A 15,118-nucleotide genomic window follows, 5' to 3' on the forward strand; every position below is an offset into this window, starting at 1 on the left:
GCGGGCGCTTAGGCGCCCACCTTTAACTGCTGTTCACGCAGGTGTTTTTCCAGGCGCACCACGGTGCCGTCGAAGTAAAAACGGCCGTTGCGGAAGTGGCTTTCCAGTTGTTTGGCGGTCATGGGCTTGGCGTAGAAAAAGCCTTGCGCCTGATCGCAGCCCATATTGCGCAACCATTCGGCTTGGTTCTCGTTTTCTACCCCTTCTGCAACCACCCGCATCTGCATGTTGTGCGCCAGGCCGATAATGGACTTGGCGATAGCGGCATCGTTGGCGTCGTCGTGAATATCGTTAATAAAACTGCGATCAATCTTGAGTTTTTGCACCTTGAAGCGCTGTAAATAGGCGAGTGATGAATAGCCGGTACCAAAGTCGTCGATGGCTAAAAACATACCCATTTGATTGAGCTGGTTGAGCTGGTTGATGGTTTCACCGGCGTGCTCCATGGCGCAGCTTTCGGTGATTTCCAGTTCCAGATGCTGGGCATCCAACCCCGTTTCGCTGAGGATTGCCTCCACTTTGCCGGGAAAATTTTTCTGGCGGAATTGGCGCGGTGAAAGGTTTACCGCAATCTTGCCCACATATTTGCCTGCGTCGAGCCAGATTCGCTGCTGGCGACAGGCTTCGCGCAATACCCACTCACCAATCGGTACTATCAGGCCGGTCTCTTCCGCCAGTGGGATAAAGTGGGCGGGTGATACTATGCCGCGCTCCGGGTGTTGCCAGCGCACCAGTGCCTCTACGCCGGTCATCTCGCCGGTTTTTAAATCCACCTGTGGTTGGTAGTAGAGGGTTAATTGCTGCTGCTCAACGGCGCGGCGTAAATCGTTTTCCAATAGCAAATAATTGACCGCCGTGGCGTTCATGCCCTTGGTGTAAAACTGGCAATTGTTCTTGCCTGCTTCTTTCGCTTTGTACATCGCGATGTCGGCATTTTTCAGCAGCTCATCGGTGTCTTCACCGTCATCAGGGTAGAGGCTTACGCCGATGCTGACGGTAGTGGAAATACTGTGGCCGCTAATTTCAATTGGACGCGACAGGGTACTGAGTAGTTTGTTGGCGACAAACACCACATCGTCGATATCGTGAATACCTTCCAATACCACCACAAACTCATCGCCGCCCAAGCGCGCAACCGTATCCATATCGCGCACCCCTTCATTGAGGCGGGTGGCGATGGCTTTGAGCAATATGTCGCCGGCGTCGTGGCCGAGACTATCGTTGATATTTTTAAAGCGGTCGATGTCCAGCAACATCAGCGCTACCCGCGAATTGGCGCGCCGGGCACGGGCTAAACCGTGGTAGATGCGGTCGTAAAACAGCGAGCGGTTGGGCAGGGAGGTGAGCGAGTCGTGGAATGCCATGTAGTTAAGGCGCGACTGCTGTTCGCGCAGCGCGGTTTCGGCCAGTTTGCGCTCGGAAATATCGGTGCCAATAGTGCATACGCCAAAGGCATTGTGTTCTTTATCGCGCAGCGGAAATTTCACCAGCAGGTAAGTGTGCTGGGTGCCATCTTTGTGCATCAGATCCAGCTCAACCTCGTAGGTCTGCTGGGTCTTTTTGGTAGCGAGGTCGATCTCCCACATGGATTGGGCGACATCTTTGGGGTAGACGTCAAACACATTTTTGCCGACAAAACCGCTGTCATCGACGTTGGCCATTTGTTTGTAGTGCTCACTGGCGAGCACTACATTGCCATCCAGATCTTTTACCGAAATCAACGCGGGCGAGTGGTTCAAAATCGCATTCAGGTAGGTTTCGCTTGCCCAGAGTGCCTGTTGCGCTAAACGAAAGCGCTCTGCCTGTTCTTCGTGTTGCCACATGTCGATCATCTGGCGAACCAGGAGCGAACTGAAGGTCCACACCGTATCCAATTGCTGCACCGTTTGTTGCAGGCCATGCAAATCCCCTTGGGACTCCATGTAAAACACCGCGATGGTGTTCTGGTTTTCGCAGATGGGATGCAACAGGCAGGACTGGGTATCGACGGGAATGGTTTTGCCAATCAGGCCGCTCATGGCACTGCGGCTCAAGGACAGGGGTTGGCCCTGTTCAAAGGTCTCATGAATAAAAGCAGAGGGTAGGTTTTTAATCCGGCTGAGTGAGGTGGCGATTGCATCAATAGATGTCTGCGCGCCAGTGCGATTGGCAATCGCTTCAACATACACATGGCCGTCGCGAGCGACGAGCAAAGCAACCCGCTGAATGGTGTGTTTGGCAATAACCAACTTCACCAAGCGCTCGGCAATTTGTTTGTGATTCAGGTTGCTAAAAAGTCGTTGGAACTTCTTAATCAACTCGACGGCAGTGTGTTTCGACTGCGTTGATTCGCTATTCGGCATATTTGCTCAATTTGGGTGATCGTCTCGCGATTTAGTGTGTCTGAACTTCTGGCCACTTCTACAGGCTGGCGCTGTGTCACTAAAAACCTAACTGTTGGCCACTCTTCCGGGGCCTGCATTTCCCAAATTTCTAACGTGAATCAGCACTTTACAACAAAAGTGCCTAAACACATCCTTTTTTATGATAATTAAACCTGCCCTGTAAAGGACACTCAAAAATTAACCTACGATTAGTTTATTTTGACGCCAAAGTGTTTCCAATCTTCCCAAAGGTGGCGCGCATTATTGTTAATAAGATGAAAAATATGCCAATACTATGTTTTCATAAGTAATCTAAAAAGAAGGCTCAGTATCGCAACTTATCTGTCTGTATGACTGGCGGTGCGCAGGCTTAGTTTTACCGTCGCCTAAGTTCGCTTTTATCAAGTGCTGATCTAAAATTTAATTGAGCGTTAGTTTTATTATTCTCAGTTTATTGTTCCTTGTTTTTTATGGCTTTGTGCCGGAGTAAGGTCGTCATGCGACATCAGGTTCCTTTCGTGGGTGAGCGTAAAGTGGTTCGCGCCGAAGACGAGCAGGCGCGCGCCAAGCGTTTGAGCGGAAAGGTAATTGATGATGTGGTAGGCGAGGGTGTTGCACCGAGTAGTTGGGATGATCTGGTTCCCGAAGGCTGGGTTGATCGCTCCGTGCCCAAGGTGAGCAAGCCAGCTGTATCTGCTTCTGTTGCGCGCTCATCAGCAGCGCCGCAAACACCTGCGCGTACGGGGAACACGGCTAAACCTAAACCAGCTACAGCCAAGCCTGCCGTAAAAAAAACCAGCACCGGTGCAAGCGCTATTACCTTTTCCGATTCTGCTTCACTGGATTGGATTCCCATCAATAATGGTCGCGGCTTGCGTGTAAATATTCACGGTTGTATCGATAACGATCTGCGCAAAGAATGGGCGCGTCTTTTGGAAGGTACTGCAGATACCGGCGTCGAAGAATTTGAGTTTAACCTCAGCGACACCCCCGCACTGAGCCTGACAGGCTTGGGTATGTTGTTATTATTTAAAGAGCGAAAACGTTCGGCGCGCGAAGCTATTAGCCTGTGCAATTGCAATAAAGATGTCGCGCAGTTGTTAGAGTGGACGGGAATGGATCGCTACTTTGTGATTAAAACCACGCAGATCACCGAGCCTTCCTGACATATTTTTCTGACAAAAAAGCCCGGTCAATGCCGGGCTTTTTTGTTGCTGGTTTGCCTGTGCCTAGCCAACCTTTTTTAACGCGTCGATCAGCGCCTGCATTTGCTCGTCGGTGCCGATGGTGATGCGCAAAAATTGACTGATGCGCGGCTTGTTAAAATAGCGCACCAGAATTTTGTGATCGCGCAAATACTGGGCAAGGTCAGCAGCATTTTTGCCTTGCGGCTCGGCAAATACAAAATTGGCTTGCGATGGTAGTACTTTGAATCCAAGTTTCTCCAATTCAGTGGTTGTCCAATCGCGTGTGGCGATAATCTGGTCGCGGCAGCGAGCGAAATAGTCTTCATCCTCAAACGCTACCACTGCCGCTGCTTCAGCGATGCGGTCGAGCGGGTAAGAGTTAAATGAATTTTTCACGCGATCCAGTGCGTCGATTAAATCCTTATGGCCCACTGCCAAACCTACGCGCATACCTGCCAGTGAGCGGGATTTGGACAGAGTCTGCACCACCAATAAATTGGGATATTTATCGACTAATTTGATTGCTGTTTCCGCACCAAAATCCACATAGGCTTCATCGACAACAACGACTGATTCAGTATTTTGCTGCAGCAGCGCTTCAATCTCCGCCAGTGGTTTGCCAATCGCGGTAGGTGCATTGGGGTTGGGGAAAATAATACCGCCATTGGCTTGGGGGTAATCGGCAAAATTAATGGTGTAATCATCACGCAGGGCTATGGTTTGATAATCAATGCCAAATAATTTGCAGTACACCGGGTAAAAGCTGTAGCTGATGTCAGGGAACAGCAGTGGTTTGTCCTGCTGGAAAAACGCCATAAATAGCAGTGCCAGCACTTCATCTGAACCATTGCCCACAAACACTTGCTCGGCGGTCACACCGTAATAAGTGGCAATGGTGTTCTTCAACTTTTTGGAATTGGGGTCCGGGTAGAGGCGCAAACGGTCGATGGTGTCATGGTTAATCACGTCGATGACTTTGGGCGAGGGCGGGTAGGGGCTCTCGTTAGTATTCAACTTGATCAAACCATCAATTTGCGGTTGCTCCCCGGGCACATAAGGCTCCAGTTCGCGCACCACCTGACTCCAAAACTTCGACATGCGAGTTCCTCAACAATTGCAGCAAAAAAGAGTGCGCAGTATACGCCTTGAGGCGCGCGGCTCACACCCAGCGCTTTAACAAAATACTGGCGTTTACGCCACCAAAACCAAAGCCGTTGGAGATGGCGTAATCAAGCTCGGCCGCACGCGCGCTGCCATGAACTATATCAATGCCCTCTGCCGCCTCGTCCTTATGTTCGAGATTCAAGGTGGGAGGGATCATTTGGTCGCGTAAGGCCAGCGCTGTAAAAATAGTTTCAATCCCACCCGCGGCGCCGAGCAAATGACCGGTGGCGGATTTGGTGGACGTCACGGCGATTTTTCCCTCGCCACCACTGTCGAGTTTAAATACGCGTTTAATTGCAGCAAGCTCCCCTTTATCACCCACAGGAGTGGACGTCGCGTGCGCATTGAGGTGTTGGATTTGTGCGGGTGTTATTCCCGCCTGTTTGATGGCTATTTCCATCGCGCGTTTTGCGCCATCGCCATCTTCCGGCCCGGACGTTAAATGGTAAGCATCGGCACTGGTGCCGTAGCCGACAATTTCAGCAATGGGTTTTGCTCCGCGCGCCAGGGCATGTTCAAGTGATTCAATGACTAAAATGCCTGCACCTTCGCCCATGACAAAACCATCGCGGTCGCGATCAAAGGGACGCGATGCGCGAGTCGGTTCATCATTAAAAGCCGACGATAGCGCCCGCGCGGCCGCAAAACCGCCGAGGCTTACGGTGTGGATACAGGCTTCTGCACCGCCACAAATCGCCACATCCACCTCGCCCGCGCGGATCATACGCGCGGCGTCGCCAATTGCTTGCACACCGGCCGCACAGGCCGTCACCGGCGCACCTAATGGCCCTTTAAATCCGTACTTAATCGAGACATGTCCAGCGGCCAGATTCACCAGAAACGAGGGAATGGTGAAGGGCGATAATTTGCGAGTGCCGCGCGCGTCTGCGGTACGCACTGCCTCAGCAATCGCCGGAAAACCACCAACTCCAGAAGCGATAATAGTCGCCGTGCGCTCTTGCTGTTCGGTTGTTGTGGGTTGCCACTGCGCCTGCTGCAGGGCTTCTTCAGTGGCGGCGAGCGCGAGCAAAATAAAGCGATCCATTTTGCGTTGGTCTTTGGGGCTGACGATGGCGTCCGGATTCAAACCCGCTTCCGCATCTTCTTCAATCGTGGGAACCACACCGCCCACTTTGGCAGGTAAGTCGCTAACCATGTCATCTGGCAGGCGACGCAAGCCGGATCTGCCCGCAAGCAACCGCTGCCATACAGGTTCAATGCCGCAGCCCAGTGGAGAGGCTATGCCCATTCCGGTAATCACAATGCGGGTTGGCTGGCTCATGGTTATTCCTCAGTTTAATTTACATGACGATCGTCATTTATAAATTATATGATGGCCGTCATGTATACTGTCAATCAGATTTTATCCATGGCTGGTTTAACCCTAAGAGGAACGCTATGAGAGTCAGCAGAGAACAAGCAGCAGAAAATCGCGGAAAAATTTTGCATACCGCTGCGCAATTATTTCGTGAAAAAGGTTTTGATGGCATCGGCATTGCCGATCTGATGAAAAAAGTTGGCCTAACCCATGGTGGTTTTTACGGCCATTTCACCTCAAAAGAAGATTTAATGAAGCAGACCTGTGCTTATGCAGTAGATGAGCTTTTGGCACAGGGCGAGGCGGCACGTGCAACAACAAAAGGGTCGAAATACAAAGCGTATATTTCACGCTATCTATCGATCGGGCACCGCGATAATCCCGGTAGCGGTTGCTTGATGGCCGCGCTCGGGGCAGATGCAGCGCGTCAATCGCCAGCAATTAAGCAGGCATTTACTCAAAGTTTTAATCGCCTGCTCAGCGCCATGATGAATTTATTGCCCGCCACGAAAACTGAAGCCGCCAAACGCGAACAGGCACTATTAACACTGGCCACCTTGGTCGGTGCACAAGTTATTGCGCGCGCCGTGGACGACCCAAAACTGTCAGAAGAAATATTGCGGGTGGTGAATAAAAAATTGCATTGAAGTATTAGGCTGAATGGCGTTAGTGTATTTAGTGAAGTAAACAGCGCTATAGTTAAACTATTCAGCATCAGGGAGCGCGGCTTATGCATACTACACCTCGATTAATTCTACTCGATCTGGATGGCACCCTCTACGTGGGCGACAGCCCCATTTCCGGCGCGATCGAGTGCCTTGCTACCTTGCGTGCGCAGGGTATTGCGCTGCGTTTTCTCACCAATACCACCACCAAATCCCAACAACAATTAATTGATCAATTGCGCGCGATGGGATTTGCGTTGGGCGATGACGAGTTGATTAGTGCGCCCGTTGCTGCGCGCATCGCGCTGGAAAAGTTGCAGCAACAAGCGGGCAGGCCGTTGCGCATTTGGCCGCTGGTCGCCAGTGCCATCCAAACCGATTTCAGCGATTTTATTCACGATGAACAGCAACCGGATTATGTGGTACTCGGCGATATAGGTGAGCGCTGGGATTTGGAATTAATCAATCGCTTGTTTAATGCCATGCATGGCGGCGCCGAATTAATCGCGCTACACAAAGGCCGCTTTTGGCAAACCAGCGATGGTTTAAAAGCTGACATCGGTTTTTTTGTCGCAGGTCTTGAGTATGTGTGCAGTAAACAGGCGCTCATTATGGGCAAACCCAATCGTGATTTTTTCCAATTGATTCTCGACTCCGCCGGTGTGGTAGCGAGTGAGACGTTAATGGTGGGTGATGATATCGACAGCGACGTGGGCGGCGCCCAGCAAATGGGGATGCGGGGGTGTTTGGTAAAAACCGGTAAATTTCGCGAAAGTTATTTTGCCCAGTCCGACGTGCAACCTGATTGGGTGTTGGATTCAATCGCTGCACTCAAGGATTGTATTTGAGTGCAGCTGTTTTTAGGGCATTTTTTAAGTGTGCCGGAATTGCTGCGGATTAAAATAAAATACGCGCCGCGTTAAAAGTATGGCTGCACAGATCAAACCTGCAATTAACGCTGTCCAAAACCCGGCGGCGCCCATGGGTTCATCCGTTAGCCAGTCTTTAAATGTCAGTGCAAAACCCAGTGGCAAACAAATTCCCCAAAACGCGAGCAGCATAATTAACATGGGTATTTTGGTGTCCTTGTAACCGCGCTGCACATTAATCATGGTTACTTGAATTACATCGGCAATTTGAAATAACGCGCCCAATAAAAATAAATTTGCTGCAATTTTTTGCACTGCCAGGTCAGACGTATAAAGGCTGGCAAACCAATCGCGTCCCAAAAATAAAATACTGGCATTGGTACAACCTACACCCAGTGCCAAGAGTAGCGAGCTACGCGCCAATAGGCGCGCTTCGCTGTAATCAGTGGCGCCCACTAAAAAACTCACACGCAGGGTAATGGCAATACCCAAGCTCAGCGGCAACATAAAAAACAATGAAACTAAATTCAATACAATCTGATGCGCTGCCACCGTTGTGGCACCCAGTGGCGCCAGAAAAAGTGCGATCATGCAGAACATGCTTACTTCAATAAAACTGGTAAAGCCAATGGGCAAACCGAGCTTTAATAAACGTTTGATAACCGCAAGCTGCGGCGCGGCCCAGCCACTGAGTAAATGAAATGCCGCAAAGGTTTTACTACGATTTAAATATACTAGCAGTGCCAATGTTGCACTCCAGTTGGCAATGCTGGTTGCCCAGCCGCAGCCGATACCACCCAGCGCGGGTATTTGTATAACACCCAAATCCGCGCCGTAAATAAACATATAGTTGAGCGGCAAATTAAGTAAGGTGCTCAATAATGAGAACGCCATAATCACGCCAGTATGACCCAGTCCATCGGTCAGGCCGCGCAGTGCGGTGAGGAGTAATAATGCAGGCACACCCCAGGCAAATGCATCCAAATAACCTACCGCAATACTATTGGTTTTTGCATCCAATTGCAGAATGGTGAGCAGCGGCTGCATATTAATTAACACCGCAATCATCAATAGCATTGCCACTAATGCAATATAAATCCCCTGCCAGGTGGCGGGCATGATCTTGTCAAATTCCTGCGCCCCGCGATGGCCGGAAATAGTAGGCTGCATTGCGCCCAATACTCCCGCAAAAAATAACAGCACTGGCACCCATAGGCTGGTGCCAATACCTACACCGGCTAAATCCTCAGCGCTGGCGTGACCGGCCATTACGGTATCAATTACCCCATTGGCCATTTGTGCCAACTGCGCAATTAAAATTGGTGCGCCCATTAGCGCGAGTTGTTTCCACTCATGCAGGGTGCGCGTAACCAAACTTTGGTTATGATCGGGGAGGGGTTGATTAATTTGATCGTCTGTTGCGTTCACAAAAAATTCCGTTACATCTGGATAGATAATGCTGCTCTCACTTTTGAGCGCGCATTAGGTTTTAAGACCGATATGGTTGATTACTGGTTGCGCTTGATCATAGTTGTCGATGCTTATGCGCGTCTGGCTTGCGTAATCTATCTGCAATTGTTGAAACAAACTGGGTGTGCCCACATCCAGTTTTAAAATGTGCGCAATAATAATGCGGATTACCCCACCGTGGCAGACAATCACTTGGTGCGCTGCGGTGGAGCTACAAATTAATTGCTGCCAGGCACTAATTACGCGTGCTGCAAAATCTTGCAGCGCTTCACCCTCGGGCGCTTGCGCGGTGGCGGGTGAATCCCAAAAGCGTGCGAGCTTGTCCCATTCATCGCCCAAGGCATCAAAAGCGATACCATCCCAGCGGCCAAAATTCATTTCCTGCAAATCCGGTTCGATCAACAGCGGTAATTCATATTGCGCACTAAATTCTTGTGCGACGCTCGCGCAGCGCTGTAAGGGTGAGCTGACAATTTGGTCGATTGCGGTTTGTTGATGAATTGCCCTAAGGGCGCGCTGTAAATCTGTGCGGCCAGCATCACTCAATGCGATATCGGTACGGCCATAGAGTGCAGCGGGGCCATCGACTTTGCCATGACGGATTAGGGTAATAAGGCGATTGCTCATACAGCATTGCCTTTTAATTGCAGGGGCAAACCAGCGGCGATAAAAAAGACGGTGTCTGCGCGTTGTGCCAGTGCTTGATTTAGCCGACCTGCTTCATCCACAAATTGGCGACTGATTTCGCCGAGCGGAATAATGCCCAAGCCCACTTCATTGGCGACAAAAATAATCTGTGCCTGACTGTTCTGTAGTGAATCGATGAGCTGTTTAAACAGCAGGGAGAAATCCTGTTGCGGGTAGTGAAAGAGTTGGTTGTTCAGCCAAAGTGTTAAACAGTCCACCAAAATGCATTGCGGTTTTTGGCTTTCACGGGCAAGTGTTTCTGCCAATTGTAATGGGCACTCGCAAAGCGCCCACTCGCTGGGTCGCTGTGTTTGGTGATGCGCGATACGCGCGCTCATTTCCTCGTCCAGTGCGGTGGCGGTAGCAATATACAGCACCGGCAGCTGACTGTTACTGGCGAGCTGTTCCGCATAGCGCGATTTACCCGAGCGCGCGCCACCCAATACCAAGGTGATCATAATAAAAATCCTGGTAGATATTTTGCGCTAGCCACGCCACACAACAACAGCACCGCATAAATCAGCAGTTCACTCACTTGCTGCGCCGCACCCAAACAATCGCCGGTGTAACCGCCAATCTGCCGCATAAAGTACATTTTTATTAATTGTCGCAGTATTAACAATGCAATGATTACTGCACTGGCTGCTTGCCAGTGCAGCAGTAAAAAAATGGGTAGCGCGGTAATTACGAGAATTAAAAAATCGGTTTTTGATTGATTATTGGCAAGGGGTTTACTTTTGCTGCTGTCTTCATCGGCCACATAGGGCATGGTAAAAATTAGACTGGCCGCGAGTGTGCGCGAGAGCGCGTAAGCAATTAACAAGCTCAGTGCAATAGTGTGGCTTTCAGCGAGTAATAGATATTTACCCAACAACGCCATCACCAATGCAGCGGCGCCATAACTGCCAATGCGGCTGTCTTTCATAATCAATAATTTTTTCTCACGCACAAACGCGCCGCCAAAACCATCGGCGGTATCGGCAAGGCCGTCTTCGTGAAATACACCGGTGAGCAGCAAGCTAAAAACCATCGCCAACCAAATACTGACAGGTGTGGAAAAAACCTGACTCGCCGCGACGTAAACGCCTGCTACCAACGCGCCCAATAACCAACCGACCACGGTGTAGTAACGGCTGGAGCGATTGAGTAATTCCGGTGAATATTCAACCCACGCTGGCATGGGAATACGGCTGAAAAATCCCAGTGCGAGGAAAAATAAATTGAATTGTTTTTTCATAAAACCTGGTCGCGTGTCGGAGGAGCAGATAGCCCTGCAAGACACGCCGTGAATACATCCATGTAGGCTTGTCGTCGACGTCCCTGTCTCCGACAGTCTTGCAGGGCTATCTGCTCCTCCTCTTGAAAGATCGAAGCAGTCAATCGTAATTTTTTAAACCGTTACACCAGCGCTTTCAAAGGTTGCCATTTGATTATAAAAACTGGTCGCCGCTTGAATGAGTGGTAATGCGAGCGCGGCGCCTGTGCCTTCGCCCAAGCGCAAACCTAGATCCAGCAGGGGTTGTGCGTTTAATAATTGCAACAATAATTGATGCCCGGCCTCTTCGGATTTGTGGGCGAAAATCATATAGTCGCGTGCATTCGGATTAAAGTGAACCGCGAGCAACGCCGCAGCGCTCACAATAAAACCATCTACCAGAATTAATTTTTGCGCCTGCGCCGTGGCGAGCATGGCACCACAAATTTGGGCGATTTCAAAACCACCTACTTCCGCGAGTACATTCAAAGGGGATTTATCCGCAATACGCGCAACCCCCTGACTCACCAGTGCGATTTTTTTCGCTAACTGTTCATCGTTAATGCCCGTGCCCTTACCCACACATTGGGCGACGGGGGCACCGCTCAATGCGGCCAAAATTGCCGCCGCTGAACTGCTATTGGCGATGCCCATTTCGCCAAAGGCCAATAAATTCGAACCCGCCGCAATTTCTTGCTCCGCGATGGTTTTACCCAGAAATAATGCCTGTTCGGCTTGCGCGTGAGTCATCGCCGCTTCAAACGCGAGGTTGCGCGTTCCGGCGGCAATACGTTGCACAATTAACGCCGAAGGTGCGGGTTTGATTTCGTATTTAATGCCCGCGTCGATCACCTTGAGCGGCAAATGGTTGGTGCGGCAAAAACAATTTATCGCCGCGCCGCCCGCTAAAAAATTCAGCACCATTTGTTGGGTGACGCTGCTCGGTGCAATGCTCACCCCTTCTTCGGCAATGCCATGGTCGCCTGCAAATACCAACATCAATGGGCGCTCAATACTGATGCGCGCTTTCTGCTGCACCAGCGCAATGTGCATGGCTAGCTGTTCAAGCTGGCCAAGGGCGCCCAAGGGTTTGGTTTTTTGGTTGATGCGCGCTTGAATGTCTGCTTCGTTGGCGCGGTTAAGCGGGCTGATTTGCCAGTTCATCGTCATAGCGGTATGGATTGTCATGGAAAGTGTTCCTGCTAGCGGGGCGGGCAAGTTATCACAGGCGCAGGAGCAACTTAACCTCTTTCACAGCTTGCGCGTATAATCGCGCCCCGCAACACAGTCCGCTACCCCTATTTGATTGGAGCCCGCCATGTTTGAAACCCTGTCGTTACTGCCGAATGATCCTATTTTGGGCTTGAGCATTGCCTACGCGAAGGATACCAATCCCAACAAGGTGGATTTGGGGGTGGGTGTCTATAAAAACGATGTGGGCCAAACCCCGATTATGCGCGCCGTGGCCGAAGCGGAAAAACTGCGTATAACGCGCGACTCCACTAAAGCCTACACCCCACCGGCGGGTGTTCCGGGCGCGAATGAAGTCGCGACCCAATTGGTATTTGGTGTGGGGCACCCGGCGGTGGACGCAGGGCGGGTGCGCACTGTGCAAGCCCCCGGCGGTTGCGGTGCACTGCGGGTAGCGGCGGAATTGATCCAGCGCGCCAAACCCGGCGCTAACCTTTGGGTAAGCACCCCAACCTGGGCCAACCATATTCCACTTTTGGGCAGCGCTGGCCTCACCTTACGCGAATACCCCTATTACGATTACGCGACCCACAGTATCGATTTCGCCGCCATGCTTAATACCTTCAAGGAAATCCCGCGCGGCGATTTGGTGTTGTTACACGCTTGTTGCCACAATCCCAGCGGTGCGGATTTAACCCCCACGCAATGGGATCAAGTAGCGGATGTGTTGGTAGAACGCGGCATCATTCCGTTTGTGGATATGGCCTATCAAGGTTTCGGCGAAGGTCTCGAGGAAGACGCCTACGGCCTGCGCATGTTGGCCAGTCGTGTACCAGAAATGATTGTGGCGACTTCTTTTTCCAAAAATTTTGGCTTGTATCGAGAGCGTGCAGCGGCGTTGAGTTTGGTATTTGCGACTCCGCAACAAGCGGACGCAGGCTTGAGCCAAGTATTAAATGTAGCGCGTGCAATTTACTCCATGCCACCCGCACACGGTTCAACCATTGTGGACATCATTCTGCACAGCGACGAACTCACCCTGATGTGGCAAACCGAACTTACCCAAATGCGCGAACGCATCGCCGGTTTGCGCGTGCAATTGGTTGAATCTTTACGGGGATTACAGCAAGCGCGGGATTTCAGTTTTATCGCCCAGGAACGCGGCATGTTTTCATTTTTGGGGCTGACAGTCGCGCAAGTACATCAACTCAAAAATGATTACAGCATTTACATGACCGATACCAGCCGCATCAGCGTGGCCGGTTTAACGGTGGAGAAAATGGATTACGTGAGTAGGGCGATTGTGGCGGTGCTCTAGTTGTTCAACCTGTGGTAAAAAAAGGCGATCCTCATTTTTGTGGATCGCCTTTTTTATTGGGTGCGGATTAAGATATTTAATACTGCTGCTTGATTTTTTCCGGTTCACTGGCGCTAAACTCCAACTCGCGCTGTACCAAGCGAATTTTTTCTTCGGTGTGATTTTCTTTTAATTCATGATCTATTTTTAGGACTGCTTTTTGTAAAATCAGCGTGTTGGGGTATGTGATTAAATTGCCGTCCTCCCGTTCCAGGATCACATGGAACATGGTGATTTCTACAATCACGCCACTCATGTCATCGTCTTTATCCAAAATCTTAATCCGATCGTTTACCTTATAGGGAAAACTGAAAAAGATAATCATGCTGGCGGTGACGTTACTTAAAATCGACCACTGCGCAAACAGTGCAATACCTACTACTGCGAAAATCGAGGAGAGGAATACCGATATTTCGCTATACCCCAAACCCAGCACTAAACACATCACTACAATACACAAAAACACCATGCCGATTTTCATCAGGCGGGTAATGTAGAGCACGCGCAAATCGCCCAGTGCACGGCGCACGCTGACGTCGTGAATAATGCGATCAAGTAATTTAGATGCAAGCGAAAAAACAATAATGCAGCTGAAGATAATAATTAATTTGGAGAAGACACCGTGATTGGTTATCTCTTGTAAAAAATTCATAGTTTCCTGAAATGTTGGTAAATGATCCACTGCGGCACCTGCGTTGCTGATTCAATAAACGACTGCCATACTCGTTCGCACATTATACCCACCTAACAGCTGAACGAGTGCTTTATGAAACCTTTGTTGTGTATCGCCCATCGCGGCGGCCCTTTGGCCGGGCCTGCGCCACTGCCGGAAAATAGCCTTGCTGCCATAACGCGCGCGCTCGACTTGGGCGTATATGCGGTTGAAATTGATGTTTTTCAAATTCACGGTGAACTGTTTGTTACCCATGACCGTCGCTTGGGGCGCGTAGTATCCGGTCAGGGAATAATCACTGCTCAGTCGCTCGATTACTTAAATGCGCAACACCTGGCTAACGGTGAGCCCATGCCCCGTTTGCAACAGGTGTTGGAATTGGTGGGTGAAAAAGCGCTGCTGAATATTGAAATAAAAGGTGAAAATACAGTGCCGATATTGGCGCAGGTATTGGATGATCACATTTATTCCCACCGGGGTAATTACGAACAATATTGTGTATCCAGCTTTGACCATCAGCAATTGTTTCAATCCTTACAGCAAATGCCACAGGTAAAACGCGGTGTATTAATAGAGGGAATTCCGCTGGATTACGCCGCTTGTTGCGAGCCACTCAAGGCCTATTCCTTTAATACCCATTTGAGTTTTGTCACCCACGAATTAATGGTTGATGCACAGCGACGCGGCCTGAAAAATTGGGTTTATACCGTCAACCACGAGGACGATTGGCGAGCAATGCAGCAGTTAGGGGTAGATGCGGTATTCACGGATAAACCGGATGCACTGCTGGCATTTACACAACTTTTTGATTGATGCCAAAGGCGTTTCGTTTAAGTTCTTCTAAACTTTTCTTCGCGCAGGACTAATTGCTGCAATTCTTTAAGAATAGACTTTGGCTATTAATGAGTTATTTAATATA

14 protein-coding genes are annotated in these 15,118 nt (G+C 50.2%); 5 read left to right on the forward strand and 9 right to left on the reverse strand.

The window, feature by feature from the left end; translation table 11 throughout:
- Positions 1-8 precede the first annotated feature (8 nt).
- Positions 9-2,342, reverse strand: a complete 2,334-nt coding sequence (locus D0B88_RS08795; RefSeq protein ID WP_191966550.1) for a bifunctional diguanylate cyclase/phosphodiesterase — start codon at positions 2,340-2,342, stop codon at positions 9-11.
- Between the two features lie 518 nt (positions 2,343-2,860).
- On the opposite strand from D0B88_RS08795, the gene D0B88_RS08800 reads away from it, so the two are divergent.
- Positions 2,861-3,529 carry an STAS domain-containing protein gene (locus tag D0B88_RS08800; RefSeq protein ID WP_151056599.1) on the forward strand — a complete coding sequence of 223 codons (669 nt, stop codon included), beginning with the start codon at positions 2,861-2,863 and terminating at the stop codon, positions 3,527-3,529.
- Positions 3,530-3,592: 63 nt separating this feature from the next.
- Here the strand turns inward: D0B88_RS08800 and hisC are convergent, their stop codons facing one another.
- Both hisC and fabF read right to left on the reverse strand, forming a co-directional pair.
- Positions 3,593-4,648, reverse strand: coding sequence for a histidinol-phosphate transaminase (gene hisC, locus D0B88_RS08805; RefSeq protein ID WP_040392857.1), 1,056 nt, complete (start codon positions 4,646-4,648; stop codon positions 3,593-3,595).
- Positions 4,649-4,709: 61 nt separating this feature from the next.
- Complete coding sequence (gene fabF / locus D0B88_RS08810) at positions 4,710-5,996, reverse strand: beta-ketoacyl-ACP synthase II (RefSeq protein WP_151056601.1); 1,287 nt, start codon at positions 5,994-5,996, stop codon at positions 4,710-4,712.
- Between the two features lie 23 nt (positions 5,997-6,019).
- Here fabF and D0B88_RS08815 point away from each other — a divergent pair, with 23 nt between their 5' ends.
- The gene (locus tag D0B88_RS08815) at positions 6,020-6,679 is read left to right on the forward strand and encodes a TetR/AcrR family transcriptional regulator (RefSeq protein WP_225318607.1); all 660 of its coding nucleotides are present in this window, start codon (positions 6,020-6,022) and stop codon (positions 6,677-6,679) included.
- 83 nt (positions 6,680-6,762) lie between these two features.
- Positions 6,763-7,545, forward strand: a complete 783-nt coding sequence (locus D0B88_RS08820) for a TIGR01458 family HAD-type hydrolase (RefSeq protein ID WP_151056603.1) — start codon at positions 6,763-6,765, stop codon at positions 7,543-7,545.
- A gap of 24 nt (positions 7,546-7,569) precedes the next feature.
- Here the strand turns inward: D0B88_RS08820 and D0B88_RS08825 are convergent, their stop codons facing one another.
- The 5 genes from D0B88_RS08825 to cobT form a co-directional block, all read right to left on the reverse strand.
- On the reverse strand, positions 7,570-8,994 hold the full coding sequence (locus tag D0B88_RS08825; protein ID WP_151056605.1) for an MATE family efflux transporter: 1,425 nt from the start codon (positions 8,992-8,994) through the stop codon (positions 7,570-7,572).
- A 54-nt stretch (positions 8,995-9,048) separates the two neighbouring features.
- Positions 9,049-9,663: an alpha-ribazole phosphatase family protein gene (gene cobC, locus D0B88_RS08830; protein ID WP_007644306.1), complete on the reverse strand. Its 615-nt coding sequence runs from the start codon at positions 9,661-9,663 to the stop codon at positions 9,049-9,051.
- On the reverse strand, positions 9,660-10,181 hold the full coding sequence (gene cobU, locus D0B88_RS08835) for a bifunctional adenosylcobinamide kinase/adenosylcobinamide-phosphate guanylyltransferase (RefSeq protein WP_151056607.1): 522 nt from the start codon (positions 10,179-10,181) through the stop codon (positions 9,660-9,662). Before cobU ends, cobC begins: the two co-directional genes overlap by 4 nt.
- The gene (locus D0B88_RS08840) at positions 10,178-10,960 is read right to left on the reverse strand and encodes an adenosylcobinamide-GDP ribazoletransferase (protein ID WP_151056609.1); all 783 of its coding nucleotides are present in this window, start codon (positions 10,958-10,960) and stop codon (positions 10,178-10,180) included. Before D0B88_RS08840 ends, cobU begins: the two co-directional genes overlap by 4 nt.
- A 153-nt stretch (positions 10,961-11,113) precedes the next feature.
- The gene (gene cobT, locus D0B88_RS08845; RefSeq protein ID WP_225318608.1) at positions 11,114-12,166 is read right to left on the reverse strand and encodes a nicotinate-nucleotide--dimethylbenzimidazole phosphoribosyltransferase; all 1,053 of its coding nucleotides are present in this window, start codon (positions 12,164-12,166) and stop codon (positions 11,114-11,116) included.
- A gap of 130 nt (positions 12,167-12,296) precedes the next feature.
- On the opposite strand from cobT, the gene D0B88_RS08850 reads away from it, so the two are divergent.
- Positions 12,297-13,487: an amino acid aminotransferase gene (locus D0B88_RS08850; RefSeq protein ID WP_151056611.1), complete on the forward strand. Its 1,191-nt coding sequence runs from the start codon at positions 12,297-12,299 to the stop codon at positions 13,485-13,487.
- 76 nt (positions 13,488-13,563) lie between these two features.
- Here the strand turns inward: D0B88_RS08850 and D0B88_RS08855 are convergent, their stop codons facing one another.
- Positions 13,564-14,178, reverse strand: a complete 615-nt coding sequence (locus D0B88_RS08855) for a mechanosensitive ion channel domain-containing protein (protein WP_050977082.1) — start codon at positions 14,176-14,178, stop codon at positions 13,564-13,566.
- 114 nt (positions 14,179-14,292) lie between these two features.
- On the opposite strand from D0B88_RS08855, the gene D0B88_RS08860 reads away from it, so the two are divergent.
- Positions 14,293-15,012: a glycerophosphodiester phosphodiesterase gene (locus D0B88_RS08860; RefSeq protein WP_151056613.1), complete on the forward strand. Its 720-nt coding sequence runs from the start codon at positions 14,293-14,295 to the stop codon at positions 15,010-15,012.
- Positions 15,013-15,118: the final 106 nt, after the last annotated feature.

Source organism: Cellvibrio sp. KY-YJ-3 (genome assembly GCF_008806955.1).
Classification (GTDB): Bacteria; Pseudomonadota; Gammaproteobacteria; order Pseudomonadales; family Cellvibrionaceae; genus Cellvibrio.